At 38.3% G+C, this 16,830-nt stretch carries 16 protein-coding genes and 1 pseudogene; 5 read left to right on the top strand and 12 right to left on the bottom strand.

The features are described 5' to 3' along the window. Nucleotides 1-3: 3 nt before the first annotated feature. Nucleotides 4-771 carry a zinc ribbon domain-containing protein gene (locus BW935_RS13955; RefSeq protein ID WP_076502395.1) on the top strand — a complete coding sequence of 256 codons (768 nt, stop codon included), beginning with the start codon at nucleotides 4-6 and terminating at the stop codon, nucleotides 769-771. A gap of 112 nt (nucleotides 772-883) precedes the next feature. Continuing rightward, a complete protein-coding gene (locus BW935_RS13950; RefSeq protein WP_076502394.1) occupies nucleotides 884-1,300 on the top strand; it encodes a hypothetical protein in 417 nt (138 codons plus the stop codon). On the opposite strand, the gene BW935_RS13945 is transcribed toward BW935_RS13950, so the two are convergent. Next, nucleotides 1,284-1,907, bottom strand: coding sequence for a histidine phosphatase family protein (locus BW935_RS13945; RefSeq protein ID WP_076502393.1), 624 nt, complete (start codon nucleotides 1,905-1,907; stop codon nucleotides 1,284-1,286). The two genes, BW935_RS13950 and BW935_RS13945, sit on opposite strands and share 17 nt — an antisense overlap. Before the next feature lie 53 nt (nucleotides 1,908-1,960). On the opposite strand from BW935_RS13945, the gene BW935_RS13940 reads away from it, so the two are divergent. From BW935_RS13940 to menD, 3 genes are read left to right on the top strand one after another with little or no spacing between them, the layout of a single operon-like run. Continuing rightward, nucleotides 1,961-2,383, top strand: coding sequence for a hotdog fold thioesterase (locus BW935_RS13940; RefSeq protein WP_076502392.1), 423 nt, complete (start codon nucleotides 1,961-1,963; stop codon nucleotides 2,381-2,383). 2 nt (nucleotides 2,384-2,385) lie between these two features. Beyond that, nucleotides 2,386-3,594, top strand: a complete 1,209-nt coding sequence (locus tag BW935_RS13935; RefSeq protein ID WP_076502391.1) for a chorismate-binding protein — start codon at nucleotides 2,386-2,388, stop codon at nucleotides 3,592-3,594. Between the two features lie 3 nt (nucleotides 3,595-3,597). After that, the gene (menD, locus tag BW935_RS13930) at nucleotides 3,598-5,271 is read left to right on the top strand and encodes a 2-succinyl-5-enolpyruvyl-6-hydroxy-3-cyclohexene-1-carboxylic-acid synthase (RefSeq protein ID WP_076502390.1); all 1,674 of its coding nucleotides are present in this window, start codon (nucleotides 3,598-3,600) and stop codon (nucleotides 5,269-5,271) included. A 28-nt stretch (nucleotides 5,272-5,299) separates the two neighbouring features. On the opposite strand, the gene BW935_RS13925 is transcribed toward menD, so the two are convergent. The 11 genes and pseudogenes from BW935_RS13925 to BW935_RS13880 form a co-directional block, all read right to left on the bottom strand. After that, on the bottom strand, nucleotides 5,300-8,728 hold the full coding sequence (locus BW935_RS13925) for a hypothetical protein (protein ID WP_217695373.1): 3,429 nt from the start codon (nucleotides 8,726-8,728) through the stop codon (nucleotides 5,300-5,302). Nucleotides 8,729-8,732: 4 nt separating this feature from the next. After that, entirely contained in the window at nucleotides 8,733-10,034 is a 1,302-nt protein-coding gene (locus BW935_RS18120; protein WP_175606674.1) for a glycoside hydrolase family 16 protein, read from the bottom strand. Between the two features lie 25 nt (nucleotides 10,035-10,059). After that, the gene (locus BW935_RS18710) at nucleotides 10,060-10,380 is read right to left on the bottom strand and encodes an MFS transporter (protein WP_245802707.1); all 321 of its coding nucleotides are present in this window, start codon (nucleotides 10,378-10,380) and stop codon (nucleotides 10,060-10,062) included. A gap of 207 nt (nucleotides 10,381-10,587) precedes the next feature. Then, nucleotides 10,588-11,622: pseudogene (locus tag BW935_RS18705) on the bottom strand (sugar porter family MFS transporter); the annotation flags it as partial. 148 nt (nucleotides 11,623-11,770) lie between these two features. Then, on the bottom strand, nucleotides 11,771-13,075 hold the full coding sequence (locus tag BW935_RS13910; protein WP_076502389.1) for an MFS transporter: 1,305 nt from the start codon (nucleotides 13,073-13,075) through the stop codon (nucleotides 11,771-11,773). A 76-nt stretch (nucleotides 13,076-13,151) separates the two neighbouring features. Next, on the bottom strand, nucleotides 13,152-13,979 hold the full coding sequence (locus BW935_RS13905) for a helix-turn-helix domain-containing protein (protein WP_076502388.1): 828 nt from the start codon (nucleotides 13,977-13,979) through the stop codon (nucleotides 13,152-13,154). Between the two features lie 337 nt (nucleotides 13,980-14,316). Next, nucleotides 14,317-14,703, bottom strand: coding sequence for a PIN domain-containing protein (locus tag BW935_RS13900; protein WP_076502387.1), 387 nt, complete (start codon nucleotides 14,701-14,703; stop codon nucleotides 14,317-14,319). Next, the gene (locus tag BW935_RS13895; RefSeq protein ID WP_076502386.1) at nucleotides 14,700-14,906 is read right to left on the bottom strand and encodes a type II toxin-antitoxin system VapB family antitoxin; all 207 of its coding nucleotides are present in this window, start codon (nucleotides 14,904-14,906) and stop codon (nucleotides 14,700-14,702) included. The genes BW935_RS13900 and BW935_RS13895 overlap by 4 nt, the downstream gene beginning before the upstream one ends. A 103-nt stretch (nucleotides 14,907-15,009) precedes the next feature. Further along, nucleotides 15,010-15,348 (bottom strand): type II toxin-antitoxin system PemK/MazF family toxin, encoded by a 339-nt coding sequence (locus tag BW935_RS13890; RefSeq protein ID WP_217695370.1) that lies wholly within the window; start codon nucleotides 15,346-15,348, stop codon nucleotides 15,010-15,012. Continuing rightward, nucleotides 15,345-15,638 carry an AbrB/MazE/SpoVT family DNA-binding domain-containing protein gene (locus tag BW935_RS13885; RefSeq protein ID WP_076502384.1) on the bottom strand — a complete coding sequence of 98 codons (294 nt, stop codon included), beginning with the start codon at nucleotides 15,636-15,638 and terminating at the stop codon, nucleotides 15,345-15,347. The genes BW935_RS13890 and BW935_RS13885 overlap by 4 nt, the downstream gene beginning before the upstream one ends. Before the next feature lie 38 nt (nucleotides 15,639-15,676). Continuing rightward, nucleotides 15,677-16,828, bottom strand: a complete 1,152-nt coding sequence (locus tag BW935_RS13880) for a DUF4221 family protein (protein WP_076502383.1) — start codon at nucleotides 16,826-16,828, stop codon at nucleotides 15,677-15,679. Between the last annotated feature and the right edge of the window lie 2 nt (nucleotides 16,829-16,830).

Genomic DNA, 16,830 nt, shown 5'->3' with positions numbered 1-16,830 from the left:
TACATGGAAAGTACCGTTGCACAGAAACTTGAAGCACTACATAACCTTCAAAAGATTGATTCCCGCCTTGATGCCATTGTTAAAGTTAGAGGAGCCCTACCTGAAGAAGTTCAAGATTTAGAAGATGAAATCGCTGGTTATGAAACCAGAATCGATAAATTCAATGCTGATATCCAGTCTCTTGAAGATGATATCAAAAAGCATAAAGAAAACATCAAAGAATCTGAAAAACTGATCAAAAAGTATCAGGAACAACAGATGAACGTCAGAAACAACAGAGAGTATGACGCCATTACTAAAGAATTAGAACTTCAGGATTTAGAAATCCAAGTTTCCAAAAAGAAAATTGGAGAAGCTCAAGCAAAAATCGAGACAAAAAAAGCTGATCTTGAAGAGTTAAAAGAAGTCGTTAAAGACAGAAATAAAGACCTTGACAATAAAAAAGGTGAGCTAGACAATATCGTAGCAGAAAGTGAAGCTGAAGAAGCTAAACTTGGAGCAGATAGAGAAAAAGCTCTTAAGAAAATCGAAGACAGGTTAGTTAAGTCTTACACAAAAATCAGAGCTAACGCTAAAAATGGCCTTGCCGTTGTCCTCGTTAAAAGAGGCGCTTGCGGTGGTTGTTTCAACGTAGTACCTCCACAAAGACAGGCAGACATCAGAGAGCAAAAGAAACTGATAGTATGTGAACACTGTGGTAGAATATTTTCTGGAGTTGAAGATGAAATAGAAGAGGAAGCTCCAAAGAAGAAAAGAGGAACTAAAGCATAAATAATAAAGGCCCGAATAATCGGGTCTTTTTTTTGCTATATTTTTTTTGGATGTTAATCAATACTAAAACCTTTATCTTGACTAATCGGTTTAATTTTCATACATTTCGATTATGAAAAATTTGTTTCTGACAATTTTATGTTTTTACATCTTTACTTCGGTTTTCGCCAAAAATCCGAATGAAAAGACGTTTTTAATCTTATTTGACAAATCAGAATTGAAAATAAATAAAACAAGCCCTGAATATATTGAGCTCAGTTTGATGAATATCTTCCAAACCAAATCCTATTCAGGAAATTCTGATGCAGCCATCCTTGTCAAAACCAGCCATCAACAAATTGACAAGTGTATGATTGGTGATTTCATTATCAGAATCAACCAAGAAAAAATCGCTACTTTGGATGAAGTAGCTTTCCAAATCATAGATCTTGATGAATCTAAAGGGATTTATCAAAAGCTGCTTGCTAATCTTGAAGACAAGAACCAAAAGTCTAAAAAATCGAATAAACTTTTTAAGTCAAATCCATAAGGTGTTCACCTGAATTGTATTTGATAATCTTAAAAACTCCCGCATCATCTAAGTTCAATTCATAGAGACCAAGATTTTGGTGTTTAAATTGATCCATATACCGCAAGTCATAATTCATCAGCAGGCTTAATAATATCCTCATTGCCCTTCCGTGCATACATATCAATATGGTTTTATGATCTTGGTTCAAAATCCGCTCAATTCCATGCTTCAATCTCTTTGCCACAGCATTGGGACTTTCTCCACCAGCAATCGCATAATCCAGATCACCCTTGCTCCATCTCTCCAGCATGTGTAGGTAGTATTTATTCTCTTCATGGGTCATAGGCTGACCTTCATATTTACCCCAACTGATTTCATTCAACTCAGAGATAGATTCATATGGAATCCCAAGGTCTAAAAACTCTTGGACTGACTGTCTTGTACGCTGCAACCCAGTGAAAAATACCTTCTCAAATTTTATATGCTTATATGCTTCAAAAAATGCTTTTGCCTGTTTGATTCCATTGCTATTCAAAGGTGCATCAATACCGCTACCTTGGACCACGCCTTTTAGATTGTAATCTGTTTGTCCATGACGGACTAGATATATTTTTTTACTTAACAAGATTCTCTATTTTTGTTCTGGACTTCAAATAAAAAGCTTTTAATCCAGAATCCATGATCTTTCCTCCAAACCTTAGTCTTGAAACCCTCAATAATTGGGGAATCGATACCATGACAGACTTTTTAGATATTCAATTCACAAAGATTGGAGAAGATTTCCTTGAAGCTACTATGCCAGTAAATTCTAGAACCAAACAGCCCCTAGGTCTGTTACATGGAGGAGCGAATGTAGTCTTAGCAGAGACATTGGGGAGTGTGGCTGCCACCTTGATCGTAGATAAAGAAAAACAATACTGTGTGGGTTTAGAAATCAATGCCAATCACATTAAATCTGTTAGAGACGGTTTGGTCAGAGGGATTACCAAGCCTATTCACTTGGGTAAAAAAACTCAAATTTGGGAGATAAAAATTTTCACAGAATCAGGTGATTTGAGTTGTATAAGTAGAATCACCATGGCTGTCATCGATAAAAAATAAACATGCAGGTTGCATTAGATCAAGATACTATAAGTCTGGAACGCTATCTAGAACAGCTTTTCGCAGAGCTAATTGAAGATGGACATCAGTTTGCCGTTTGGAGAAAACCAAAATCACCATTTTTGCAAATACTCGTTGATAAATCCGGTCAAACCAAGCGCATATCACCACAATTGGAGGAATTGACCACTGGATTTATCATTCACCCTTTTGTAGATCAACATGACAAGAAAGCTTATTATCTTGAGGCTGATGAATACATCAAGCTAGATCTTTCTTTACCCATTGAAACACAACTATCTATATCTAAAACAATGGATCAAGATGGTAAAAAAGCAAAATCAATCCTTAACCAATTTTTCTTAAAAAAATCTTCAACAAAAGAAGCTCTCAATAAAAACTTCGAATGCAGTAAAATAGAGTTCATTAAGCTAGTGGATAAAGGAATTCAAGCTATCAAAGACGGCCATTTAAATAAGATCGTCCCTGCCAAAATGAAAAAGGTAGCTTTACAAGAAAGCTTTGACCTTGTTCAATCATTCAAAAGTCTTTTGAATTCTTATCCCAATGCTTTTATAAACTTTTTCCACCTACCAGAATTGGGAACCTGGATCGGTGCTTCTCCAGAAGTATTGATTCAAACCAAAGGGAACGAATTCTATACCATGTCCTTAGCGGGCACTCAAAAAGCACTTGGCGACAATCCATTGAAAAATGCCGCTTGGACACAAAAAGAAATCGAAGAGCAAGCTTTAGTCTCTAGGTATATTGTTGATTGTTTTAAAAAAATTAGATTAAGAGAATACGAAGAAATCGGCCCTAAAACAGTTTTAGCTGGAAATTTACTTCACCTGAGATCAGATTTCAAGGTAAATATGGCAACCACTAACTTCCCTCAGTTAGGGACGGTTATGCTAGAGCTACTTCATCCTACCTCCGCAGTTTGTGGCATGCCAAGACAAGCTGCTTTTGATTTTTTATCTCAACATGAAAATTTAGACCGATCTCTCTTTGCGGGATTCATTGGGCCTGTAAATGTAGAGGGAGAAACATCCATTTATGTCAATCTCAGAACAGCACAAATTAAAAATGGTGCCGCTTTACTTTATGCTGGAGCAGGCGTTACCGAAGACTCTGATCCTGAAAAAGAATGGGAAGAAACAGAAATGAAATGTGAAATAATCGGCAAACACCTCAACCTCAACAATTAAGCCTTGATCATCCAACCTATCATCGATCTTGTATCTCTTTGTGCTCAAAAAGGCATCAAAAACGCCATCCTGTCACCCGGATCGAGATGCGCACCTATTACCTTGGCTTTTGCCAGACATCCAGAAATCAAGTGTAGAACGGTATCAGATGAAAGAACTGCTGCTTTTATTGCGCTTGGAATGGCTCAACAGTTGGAGAAACCTGTAGCTTTAGTATGTACCTCTGGATCTGCTGCTTATAATTACGCTCCTGCCGTAGCAGAAGCCTACTTCCAGCAAATCCCCCTTCTTGTCATCACAGCTGATAGACCTGCTGAGTGGATTGACCAATGGGATGGTCAGACCATCCGCCAGTCTCAGATTTATGGCAATCATGTCAAAGGATCCTTTGACTTCCCAGATGAATTCAGCCATAAAGACAAGGTGTGGCATGCACAACGCATGGTCAACGAGGCCATTAATTTGGCTAATCAATATCCTGCTGGTCCAGTTCATCTCAATATTCCACTCAGAGAACCTTTTTACCCAGAAGTCGGTGAGCAATTTGAATTCAAGGCAGTTAAAAATATTGAAATTTTTTCTACTGAGTCCATGATTTCTTCAACTCAGGAAACTCAATTGGAGGAAAAACTCAAATCATTTCAAAAAATCCTAATCATTCCTGGCCAACAAAGGCCAAACGCTGAGATACAAGAATCAATTGATTTACTTGCTTCGAGCGGAAAGGCTGTTGTGGTAACGGATACCATTTCCAACTTACAATCAGCACATACTATTTCATTCCATGATCACTTTATTGGCCATACATCGATTCAGCAGCAGCTTCAACCTGACTTGATTATTTCTTTTGGGAAATCAATTATTTCCAAAAGTTTGAAGTTATTCTTAAGAAATACCCAAGCAGCACATTGGCACATTCAAAATGCAGGATATAGTCCAGACACCTATCAATCCTTGACCAATTTTATCCATACTGCTCCTAAGAATTTTCTTGAGTTTTTAAATCTAAAGCTATCAGAAAACCGAGCATATTTCAATCGTTGGAAATCCTTGGATGATATGGTTAAGGAAAATCTTAGCAATGCATTAGATAAAGCTAATTTTGGAGAATACAAAGCCATTTCAAAGGTGCTCAAGGCAACACCTGATCATGCTAAAATCCATTTGGCCAATAGCATGTCAGTGAGATATGTAAACTTTCTTGGACTTCGAAATCAAGAAATTATATGTAACCGAGGGACGAGTGGCATAGATGGAAGTAATAGCACAGCTGTAGGTTGCGCATTTACCACAAAGTCTCCTGTCACTTTGATTACAGGAGACATGGCATTCTTTTATGATAGAAATGCCTTTTGGCATAATTACGCCATGCCAAATCTCCGAATCGTCATTTTAAACAATCATGCGGGGGGAATTTTTAGATTAATTGATGGACCAGCCAAGCAACCTGAACTAGAAGAATTTTTTGAAACCAATCAAGCATTGACAGCAGCAAATCTGGCTAAGGATTTTGGATTTGAATACATCACTGCCCATGACGATGAAAGTCTAGAAATTGGATTGAATGAGTTTTATAACGAATCCATAAATCCAAAAATCCTTGAAATCACCACCGAAAGCCCAAAAAATGCTGAAATCTTGAAAAAGATAAAAGAAATGGTCGCTACATCTCTTTGAGGTATAGCGACCATTTCCATTTTTAGTTTTACTCAACACTCACTTCAATCTTCTCAATATTATGCGACCTTGAGAAAATCAATTTAGACAATTGTTGAGGTAGTACACGACCTTGAATTGACTGACTTTCATCTGAGTCATTATAAATCACATCAATTTTGGCTTTGGAACCCTTTTTATATATAATCGGGACCTGACAATATGTAAAAGCCAAAGATTCTCTACTTACCTCAATTGTATTTAGCTTACCTTGTAAATTGACATATTCAAAATCCTGCTTTTCTGTCAACCATTCATTAGAAGATAAGAAATTCGGATTGAAAGCGATACATCCATCAATCACTTGAGCTCCTAATTCAAACCATCTATTGAGAATATCCTCTTTGACTTGACCTGTCATACCAGGCTGTTGCGCACCTCTGTGAGCTGGGGTATGACTGTAAGGATCTGTAGGAATAGCACCATAAAATTTTGGGCTTTTATTCACCCCGATTCCTGCACGGATTTCATAATAATGATCAACCAATCTCCCTTTAACTTTTGCTTCCAAATCTTGATTTTCGCTTAGAATTTCCCCTACGGCATACAGCAGCTTGGAAACCATGTGCCAATAAATACTACCTAAACCTTCAAAAGCAAAGAATGTCCCTGATCTACCTGTGAATGATTTGTGATTGAAAACCTGCTCGTAGAGTGCTTCAATCTTCACCAAATCATCAGTATTTTTAAATTCCTCCAAGGATTTCCTTAGTGCTTTTACATTGTTAAACTCACTGTTGAAATACACTTGCCCTTGATGATCCTGATGAACGATACGTACGTCTCCTTTATTGATCATATCCTTGAGAAGAGGAATTTCATCTAAGGAGGATTGGGGAATTATACTTTTATGTAGAAATCCTTTCAAATCTCGATTTGGATATAACAAATAGCTGTATTGGTCAGGTCTATATAATTCGCTATTTTTCATCTGATCAAGCAAAGCTAAACTTTCCGCAGGATTCAAATAACCTGATGTCAAGATAGCCACCTGCCCTTCTAGCATTTCATACAAGTAATCAACTGAAATCTCGCCCTCTTTGATATCAATCAGGTTGTACGCATGATAAAGCCCATCACTTCTTTTATTGTTTTGAATGGATTTCTCAAGATACTGTTTGGTCAATTTCAATAGATCCAACAACTGAGATATTTCAATGGAAGTCTTTTCTTCACTGAATCCAGCATAAGCTTGATTTCTATAAGCTTCGGCAGTTAGCCCCAGTTTTTGGACAAATTCAAACCTAGCCTTACTTGAGAATCCTCGACTTAAAGTTTGCTCATATTTGAGCAAAACATCGAACATACCCTGCAACCAATCGGCGACTTCTTGATGCAGTACCACGGACTCGGTCAACTCTTCTTTCAACCATTTTTCTATAAAATCCGTGAATCTGTACATATAATACAGGGTTACCATCGAGGTCCCATTGCCTACTAGGGCATTGTTGGCATCATTCCACTCTGGTCTTTGTGTATTCATCCAGATACCCGCATCAGGAACAAAATTACCCAACTTGGTCAACCAAGGAATCATTAGTTTTTCTAGGAAGTTACTCTTTAAAATGTACTGATCATTGATAAAAAGAAGCTTCCCATCTGCCCCTAGTTTTTGAGCCCTAGATTGAATCTTTTTCTCAAGCTGCTCATCAAAATCAACAGTATCTTGAGCGTCCTTCATTATGGCCTCAAAAGATCTGATTCTATAAGGGACATTAGCATACACAAACCAATCTTGATTAGCTAGATTTTTCAGCGAAATAGCCTGGTGCTTTTTCCCCAACTCCAATAATTTGAGCAGATAAATCAATTGATGATCTCCCCAATAGCCAATATAAGACCATGGGTCTTCTGGTTCTGTCACTTCCCAGTCTACCCCATTCCGAGAGATTCTATAAGGATTATAGCCATCAATGGTAGAAGCATTGAGAAATTTGAACACCATCCCCTCCACAAATTCCGGATAGGATACAGCCAAGGCTTCCCAGTTTTGAAAAATATCTCTCCAATTACCAGCATAAGCTCTTCTCTTACTCCCATCAGGATTCTTTAGATCAATCGAAAACTTATTCCATGGTCTACTTGGGTCACCATGCCTCCGGCTAAAGCTTAAGGGTAAATATTCTTTACAAATTCGAATCAGGTCGCTAGCATTCTCTTTCAGCGCTTTTTGATTCAAGGATTGATAGGTTTCGTATCCTGAAATCTCTTTGAAAAAATATTGGAATTGATCATATACTTCAAGATTGATTGCTTTTACATATTCCAAGAAATCCCTTCCGTCAATCTGATAATCATCTTCAAAAATCCCCCCTCTCATGATGTTAAATAGCACATTGGAAAAATGCCTATTGATGACTGCTGGATCTGCTGTCATTTGAAGACCATCTGCTTTACCTACCAAGGTTTTTAAAATTTTCTTCCCTTGATCCAAGTCAGCTTTCAAGTCCGACAAAACAGTTTTCTTGTCTTTATTCAGTTGATTGATCAGGTTATTGATTTGGGCTGGAGTCTGATAGATATCCATGCAAATGCTCCATTCAATCTGCTGACCTTCATCTAGATTTTCATCAAAACTGATCAAATAGGATGCAGGAGTTCCTTTGATATCATGTTCAGTCCATATCTCTCTGCCTTTACAAAAATTTTCTAGCTGCAAAGAAGACAACAGAACATGTTTAGCTTCTACGCCACTATACCATGCTAAAGTCGCTTTCAAAGCTTCGCTCGGTTCAGCTCGATCTACAATTTGAGAGCTCAACGCAAAAATCCCCAAACCTGACTTAGCGTCAAGTTCGCTTCTTTTATAAGCATTGACCAAATTGCTGCGCTGCAATTGAAGTTGGGAAGAAACGCCGAAAGGCATCAATTCTAGCACACCATCCAAAACTTCGACCTTAGATGGCTTGGCTGTTATATTGTGAAGATGACTCCTTTTGACAAAGCCATATTTTGAAGAAAATTGCCAAGAATAACTAAAAGCTAATCCTAAATCATGGTTAATTTCTTCAAAAATCACTTCATTGCCCCATTGACTTTTATAGAGATTCCTTTCTATCGCATAGATTCCTTTGTAAGTATCAGAAAATGGTTTCCACAGCTTTTGACCATTTTCTATATGAATTCTAATTGTAGTGCTTGAACCAACTTTCCCCTCAGCGGAAAGGATTTTATCATCGGTATAATATGGAAAAAGTGCTTGCTCCTCATTCCTTTTACCTGCAGTCAATGCCCCATTAGACCCGATAAACATCCAGTGTTCATCATGACTCACGATAGACATGAAAAAAGGTGGCATCTGATCTACGTGATTAACCTTATAAAAAAGACCCTCACCCATTTTTACAAATGAACCTGAAACTTCTTCGTTTTGGAATTGTAGTGGTTGATCCGCAATTTTAAAATAACTCTGATTCATTTCTCTATCGCTTTTCGTAGACTCTTACATAGTCTAAAATAAATTCTTGACTTGTCATCTCTGGATCTAGACCTTGAGAACCACCCCAGCCTCCACCAATGGCAAGATTGAGGATGATATTCTGAGGAATGTGAAATGGCCACTCTTTCTCATTCGCATTTTTATCATAAGTATAATAGACCTCATCATTGACAAGCATTTTGATCTCTGTAGGAGTCCACTCTACGGCATAAGTGTGAAATTCGCTAGCCATGTTAGGAATAGCTTTCTGACTTGAAATCTGATTGTTGATTTTGAAATAATACGCAGGAGTATGCACCGTCGCATGGGCAATTCCATCACCAGTTTCATTGTCTACCTCATACCCTACACTTTCTAGAATATCAATTTCTCCACAATATGGCCAGTCTTTTTCATCGACATAGGTATTGCCCAAAGTCCAACCGGCAGCCCAGTTGCCTTTGAGACTAGGAACCTTGGCTTTGAATTCAATCTTTCCATAAAGAAATGCTACTTTACCCCTAGTCGTCAAACGTGCCGAGGTCCATGCTTTATCGAAATCATCCTTTCTCGCTTCGATGATTAGATGGCCATCTTCAATTCTCGCATTCTCACTTCGGCTTGCCGTGTAGTACTGTAGTTCGTTGTTACCCCAACCCCAATCACCAAAATCATATGTCCACTTACTCTCATCTATCGTATCTCCATCAAATTCATCTGACCATACTAAAGTCCATGTCTCACCTGAAGTCGCTTGCTCTAAAATTTTCTCTGAAGCGCTATGCGGCATCATCAAAGTAAAAATCACCTTTTCTATATGGACAGCACCTTCCGATACATGTAATTTCATATTGTGTTTACCTTTGTTAAATGGACTTCCATCTACTCCAGATACTTCAAAAGCATCCCTATTTGAAAAACTTATTTTACCTGTGACATCATAATTTCTGTCATCAGGGTTATCGTAATAGTCCTCTAGCCAAACTAAACTGCTTGATTCAGCAGCATTTTTAGCAACTACTTGAACTTGGTACCTTCCAGCTTCTTCAAAATTTGCCGTTATTGCAATCCAATTCTCCGCATCAATTAATACAGTTTCTTCAGTCTCTGCTTGACCTTTGATAGTGGATGTGGAAGCATCATGGAGATCTTTCGCAAGGACTTCTACTACGTAGTTCTCCTCACTTCCCAGTAATAGTGAAGTCTCCTCCGACTCTGTACTATTTGTACATGCCGAAAATAATAGCGCGATGGCTATCAGTGCACCACTCCATGTATTTCTAACGCTCCCGACTTTCGTATTCATGATCATAAGGTTTGAGTTTTAAATATTACTTTTTAATTAAAATCCCTTCTAGTTCTTCCAATGACTTATTTTTTGTCTCTGGCACCACCATAATTACAAACACTACTCCCACCGCAGCAAATAAGCCATAGATCAAGAAAGTTGTACTGCTTCCGAAAGTATCTAATTGCCATGGGAAAAATTGCTGAACCAAGTAGCTTACCAAAGAATTGATAAAACCAACAAAAGAGATGGCAGCTCCTTTGATATTGATTGGGAAAAGTTCCGAAAATAAGACCCACATCACTGGACCAATGGATATGGCAAAAGAAGCCACAAAGCCCAAAATCCCTATCAAAATAATCATAGGGTTCATTGAGATCGATGCCGTAATAGCTTGGGATTCGTAAACCAAGGCATCTGCCTCACCAAGAGAGGACCTAAGTGCTTGCTTGAACTTCACATCATTATCGAAAACCACTCCAATCATATTCTCTAGCCGAGAAGTATCCAATTGCTCAGGCAACGATATGATACTTTCATCGGTCAATTGATAAGTAGCAGAACCAAATCCATAAGCCAGCAAACTCATACATAAGGCTATCCCTACTAATCCACCTACCAGAAGAGGTTTTCTGCCCAATTTATCAATAAATAAAATTGCCAAAATAGTAAATACCAAATTTGTCAAACCAACCAGAATTGCTTGAATAAAAGATGCATCGGTACCAATACCTGACTGTTCGAAGATCATCGGCGCATAGAAGAATACGGAGTTAATTCCCGTGATTTGTTGAAGAATTGCAACCACTACACCTATCAATAAAACCCATCTATATGCGGGTTTGAAAAATTCAGTCAATTTAACTTTTTCCTTGTCTTTTTCTTCTTCAATACTGTGTGCAGCATCATGTATCTGCTTCTGTGCATCTTCTACATTTGTAAATTGCTTCATGATAAACAGCGCCTGATCTGTCTGACCCTTCATCACCAACCAACGTGGGCTTTTAGGGACAAAATATAATCCAACAAAGTAGAGTAAAGCAGGCAAAAATTCTATCCCTAACATCCATCTCCAATTCCATTTGTCCAAGCCTATAGTTAAAGCCTAATCAGCTCCAGAACCTGCAAATTTTAAGATCAAATAGTTTGAAAAGAACGCTGCAGAAATACCAATAACAATATTAAGTTGATTGAATGACACCAACCTTCCCCGCATATTGGCAGGGGCTATCTCAGCAATGTACATTGGAGCCAATATCAAAGAAGCCCCAACGCCAAATCCGCCAAGCATTCGCGCTATGACCAACAAAAGAAAAGTAGGTGCAAGTGCAGAACCTATCGCACTGACTGCAAATAAAATCGCAGACCACTGCAAAACCTTTCTCCTACCGAACTTATCACTTAAAGGTCCTGCCACCATCATCGCCAAAGTAGCAGTCAGCGTCAGTGAAGCTACAGACCAGCCAAGTTGAAGTTTGGTTAAATTGAATTCAGGCTCTATAAACTTGACGACTCCTGAAATCACTGAAGCATCAAAGCCCATCAAAAATCCGCCAAGTGCTACTATCAGTGCAATCTTGACGGTGTAAGTTTGTGTTTTGGTCATTGTATTATGGGTTAAATTCAATTGATGTTGCTAAACTCATTCCAAGATATTAGCATAACCAAAACAAATCATTACTTGTCGCTAAGGCTAAAAATTGACTACATCAAAAATACATCAATGGTCAAATTAAATTTCACATTGAATTCAACTAGACTTCTTTGAGTCTGAATGTCAAGCATAAAGCAATCATCAACAAGCCAACAAAGACATACAGCATTACCTGCACCCCGAAAAAGGAAGACAAACTCCCCAAGCCTGCAGCAAGTAAGGTGAAAATCCCGATCATAGTATTGGAAAGAGAGACATATAAGGGCCTTTCTTTTTCAGGAGCAAAATCCACAAGGTAGGTCTTTCTACTCAGCCGAGCACCTCCATGGGCCATCACCTGAATCAGGAAAAGGGCTGCAAAAACGTAAATGTTTTGCAAACTATCCGGCCAAAAAGGAAATAAGGCCATCAGCGAAATATTGACCATTCCAAGGACAGAAACCCATACCATCAGCTTGCGGCTGGACTGATCTGCAAATCTGCCCCAAAATGGACTGCTCACGATATTGGCAATACCTGCCGAGATTACCATGATTCCCAGATTATTTACTTCACTTCCCAATTCCTCTTTACCCAAGACCACGAAAAAGGGCTGTGCCAAAGGAATCGCCATCAGTAGCCCCCTGGTAAAAATAAACCGGCGAAGGTTGCTGTCTTTCTTCCAATATTTCCAGGCATTTTTGATCTCATTCACCGGTGACCTCCCTCCTTCTGTGCCCCCCTTTTCTTCTGCAATCAGTGAGAATAGCAAAGCTGAAAGTATCCAAAGTATTGCTCCTCCCATTACCAACCAAAACAAAAGGTTCTGATCCTGTTCCCCCTCCAAATCCTGTAGAATATATACGCCTCCTACCAAAGTCAAAATCCCCCCTATAGTCGATCTCATGGCCAAGAGTTGTCCTCTTTTCCCTTTGGGAATGGTCTTGCCTACCACATCTTTGAAACTGATACTGGCTACACCGCTGGCCAAGCTAAAAATCAACAAAAGGCTTAAAATTAAAACACCTGCAGCACTCCCCTCTGTTCCCAAAACCACAAAAGCCATAGCGACCAAAGCTAAAGCCTGTACCAATGCAGGAATCACCCAAAACCACTTTCGGATGGCATAAGCTCTGATTTTAGCAGATACAAACAACTGCGGCAGCAAGGACCCGGCATCTTTGATGGGTACCAATGCTCCTGTAAAAGCATTGGGCACACCCAAAGCAGACAAGATCCAAGGTAAAGTAGTCCCGGGACTGACCAACTGCTCTGCAAATTTGGAGAGGGCTCCACTGAAGACATTTTTGAAAAAATTCCCCGGAGTTTCCTTACATGCCCTTTCTGAAATAGCCTCACAGGCCCGTTCTTCTCCTTCGTCAGTAATAAGTTCGTATGCTTTGGAAGCTAAAGTTTGCTGCGACATGGTCAAAAATATAAAACCTAACCCTAAATCTAGAAATGAATAGAGATAGGTTTATTTGGATTTAAATTTATAAAATTTAAGTCAATACTCCTTCAATCCGTCTAGGTTCCTTTTGACTAGAATTTGAAAATAATAAATAGATCAACATTAGATCGAATAATGTTAGGAACAATAATCCGACAGTCGCAAAAATAAAAGAAACAAAACAAAAAGCTGTCAAAAGACCTACAATACCAGCTGTAAGGTAAAGAACTCCCATCTGCCTTTGCTGATGTATCAATCCTATTGAAAGCGGGATTAAAGAAATTCCCAAAAACAATACCTTAACGAATCCAAATAATTTATAATCAATAAGAGTTTGACCCAGCAAGATAATATCCAAAGTAATAAGACTTATGTTTACCGTGATTAAAAAAATAGATCCCCACCGAATCCATCCAGATTCAAGTGTTTCTCCAAGCTTAAACCAACCTAAGAAAAAGATGGAAAGAGTCACTCCTACCGCAATTTTCAAAGGAATATAATAGAAAGGAATCTCTGTTGTTGTTCCGAAAAATAAGTTGCTATCCCAATAAAATTCCAAAAATGAAATCAAAAAATAAATGGAACCTAAAATTGCCGATGTTAAAAATATTTTTTTCAATTGAGGAGTGAATAGACTATTTACACTACTTGGGACTTTAGAAAATGAATCTTCCATATCAATACCCAATACCTCCAAAATAGCCTTTACTGTGTAGGACCTCGGCATCACCTCACCTGCTTCTATACGCTGTATGGTTCGCACGTTGATATTACATTTTTCTACCAATTCCTCTTGGGTCATTCCTTTGGCCTTTCTCCACGCTTGGATTTTCTGGCCTAGTTGCGGTTGTTGCATGTTGTGAATATTTTGTTTGACCATGGCAAGTTGGTTGGATTCTTACAAATATAGCCCGAAAAATGGGAGGATTTCACCCGACATTTGGACGGCAATTGATTGAAAGACATTAGATGTGAGACAATAGACACAAGAAAGACCATCTAGAAATTGAAATATGCTTCGCGATATAAAATAGAAATAAGCCTCCGCCGATATACTGGGAGCATGTAAATAATTATTAGAATAAATACCTTGGAATATCTGGATAAGGAAAAAAGAAAGAGATGATTCAACTAATTACTCTCACTTCAACTTTGCGGTCGTTGCGTTAATCGTTGCGCCCATTGCGTGAAACCTAAACCTAATCTCATTAAGAAAACTATCCAATTTGGAACAAACGTTCATACCCCACTACCCTCCTAAGCTTTTTATCCAAAGTCCAAAGCTTCAATTCATTTTTTGCTACCGCATGAAAAATAACGGCATCAATCAAACCAACCCCTTGATTCACCAAGTTTTCTTTTTGTGACAGTAAACCTGACTCAATAATTTGGTAAGGCTCATCCAAACTTGGAATAAGATTGGCCAATTGTATAATGGTCTCCACCTCTCGATTGCCTTTGGCCCCTTGTAATAATTCAGCGAAAATCAACTCTAGCCCAAACACCCGATTATCTTCCAGCAGTTCCTGACATGTCAAAAAAACATCCGGATTACCTCTCAGGTATTCAATCCAGATAGAGGTATCAAAAACGACACCTCTCATCGGCGATTCAAATCTCTCAATTCCTGAGCAGAGTATTTAAACTCAAATGGCTCACTCACAATAGCGGCTCCTATTTGCTTGACCTTTTGAGAACGGATGTAAGAAACTAAGGCCACCTTCAATGTCTCTGTGATCGTATCAGCTTTAGAAAGCTCCATGGCTTCTTCAATCAATTCCTTGGAAATTATAGCTGTAACTTTCATAAAATTAAGTTTTTACAAAAATACGATAGTGTATCGTATAGAGGCAAGTTTTTGATGATATATATTTTGCTTTTTCATCTATTTTAGCTTCACAAGCAAAACTCTAAATCAAGCCCAACACTTTCGCCAAAGAAACCTTGACTTCAGCTAATTCAAGTTCTGTAAGTACTCCAATTTTCTTCACAAACCTTTTTTCAGACAAACTCTTTACTTGAAAACAATCTGCAAAAGAGGTATTCGGTAATCCATTGAATTGATTAGGCTTTAGGAGAACCATCCAACTTTTTGGTTCCTTAGTCCCATCGGTCAACGGAACAACAGTCTTCAAAGGCAAAACCCCAAGGGAATTATCATTTACAATGATTGCCGGCCTAGTGTTTTTTATTTCTTGACCAACTTGAAGTTCAAAGTTCACCAGCCACACTTCTCCATTTTTCATCATTCAATGATTTCAGTATCAATATCACCCCATCCCTCAACTCCTTGCTCATAATATGATCTAGTCTCAGGATCAGAAGCCTCTTTTTCCATTTCTGAATAAATGGACTTTTTGTTTATTCGAGCTTCCTCCATTTTCACCTGAAATATGGATTTAGAAGCTGGCCTGATCATAATGCCATCACCATGATCTTCAATTACCACCTCAGCAAGCTCATATTTGTCAATCAATGCTTTAGGCAAAATATTCCCACTGCTATTGCCTATCTTTCGAATTTTGGTTTCTATACCCAAATTTATGAGAAAAGTAACAACATGTTATAACAATGGTTTTAGATTTCTTCTAACACAAAAATCTCAAATCCCATCAAATCCTCCTGATTTTCTGGGTTATCAGGATTATTAGTGGAAATGTACAACCCTTTTTTCCCAACAAAAGCATTCAAAGGTAAGTACCTCCCCCCTTCAAAATACTTTTCACTTACAAGCTTGAGATTCTGATCAAAAACCATCACCACAAACGGCCCTGGGTTGTTTCGAAGCGCCCTGACTTCCTCTTCTGTATTGACATCAAGCTCAGGGTAAGCAAATCTGTAAAACACTTCCCGATATGGATCATAAAGCAAGTTGTCATACCTAGCAGAAGCATTGCTATATTTCTGGGATTCCAAGGTCGCTCCATCAATTGGGAATAGGGGTAATTGATCTTTCAAGTATTTACTTTTAGCTGAGACTTGCTGAAGTGGAGAATCAAAGTCTGCTGCCCAATAGAGCTGATGATCTCCAAAAAAAGAATAGACAATTTTCCCACTTCCTTGAGCAGAGCTAAATTCAAATCGTTTGAAGCCATTTGCTAAGTAATCTGAGGGATAATGATGCGGAACCAATTGAGGATTTAAATCATCCAAATTCATTCTGAAGGCAAGGTGTGAATCAGCCAACATTTTTGACGACATCTCACGGTAGTTATTTACGATCCCAGGTCTTGTTTTAAAATAAATCTCATTTCCTACGATAACTGGAGGGCTGACATAACTGATATTATGAACAAAGCCCAAAGTATGATTCTCTGGTAATGGATATTTGAAGCGGTTGATTAAGTTGCCACTTGAATCTATCAAACTGAACCCAGCTCCTCTAAATGGAAAAACAAAAATACTATCCATATTGTGAACATGAAATGCCATGATCTCTCCTACTCCTCCATCTCCTTCCTTTTCCATTGAAATAGTCTTGATCAATTCTCCTTTGCCCAAATCATATATTTGTAGCGAATTAGTAGTCCAATTGATGTTCCAAACTAATTCATCTGAAGAATCAACATACTGCAAACCCATACTAAAATCAGGGGTGGTTTCATCTATCGCTAGATTTATATCACCAGCTGAGGTCAACTCATAAGTCACTTCTTTATGTGAGTTGACATTACATGAAAAACAGGTAAGTAGAAGTGTTAAAAAACTGGCAAACTGATATCTCTTCATGT

It is taken from the genome of Belliella pelovolcani (assembly GCF_900156785.1).
Lineage (GTDB): Bacteria > Bacteroidota > Bacteroidia > Cytophagales > Cyclobacteriaceae > Belliella > Belliella pelovolcani.
Note: the sequence above shows the minus strand (reverse complement) of the source record. Positions and strands in the feature narration are given on the sequence as shown.

Excerpts from the sequence above, each read along its gene's own strand:
- BW935_RS13955 (WP_076502395.1), top strand. The coding sequence starts at position 4 with ATGGAAAGTACCGTTGCACAGAAACTTGAAGCACTACATAACCTTCAA.
- BW935_RS13950 (WP_076502394.1), top strand. The coding sequence starts at position 884 with ATGAAAAATTTGTTTCTGACAATTTTATGTTTTTACATCTTTACTTCG.
- BW935_RS13940 (WP_076502392.1), top strand. The coding sequence starts at position 1,961 with ATGATCTTTCCTCCAAACCTTAGTCTTGAAACCCTCAATAATTGGGGA.
- BW935_RS13935 (WP_076502391.1), top strand. The coding sequence starts at position 2,386 with ATGCAGGTTGCATTAGATCAAGATACTATAAGTCTGGAACGCTATCTA.
- BW935_RS13925 (WP_217695373.1), bottom strand. The coding sequence starts at position 8,728 with ATGAATCAGAGTTATTTTAAAATTGCGGATCAACCACTACAATTCCAA.
- BW935_RS18120 (WP_175606674.1), bottom strand. The coding sequence starts at position 10,034 with ATGAATACGAAAGTCGGGAGCGTTAGAAATACATGGAGTGGTGCACTG.
- BW935_RS18710 (WP_245802707.1), bottom strand. The coding sequence starts at position 10,380 with ATGATTATTTTGATAGGGATTTTGGGCTTTGTGGCTTCTTTTGCCATA.
- BW935_RS13910 (WP_076502389.1), bottom strand. The coding sequence starts at position 13,075 with ATGTCGCAGCAAACTTTAGCTTCCAAAGCATACGAACTTATTACTGAC.
- BW935_RS13905 (WP_076502388.1), bottom strand. The coding sequence starts at position 13,979 with ATGGTCAAACAAAATATTCACAACATGCAACAACCGCAACTAGGCCAG.
- BW935_RS13900 (WP_076502387.1), bottom strand. The coding sequence starts at position 14,703 with ATGAGAGGTGTCGTTTTTGATACCTCTATCTGGATTGAATACCTGAGA.
- BW935_RS13895 (WP_076502386.1), bottom strand. The coding sequence starts at position 14,906 with ATGAAAGTTACAGCTATAATTTCCAAGGAATTGATTGAAGAAGCCATG.
- BW935_RS13890 (WP_217695370.1), bottom strand. The coding sequence starts at position 15,348 with ATGATGAAAAATGGAGAAGTGTGGCTGGTGAACTTTGAACTTCAAGTT.
- BW935_RS13880 (WP_076502383.1), bottom strand. The coding sequence starts at position 16,828 with ATGAAGAGATATCAGTTTGCCAGTTTTTTAACACTTCTACTTACCTGT.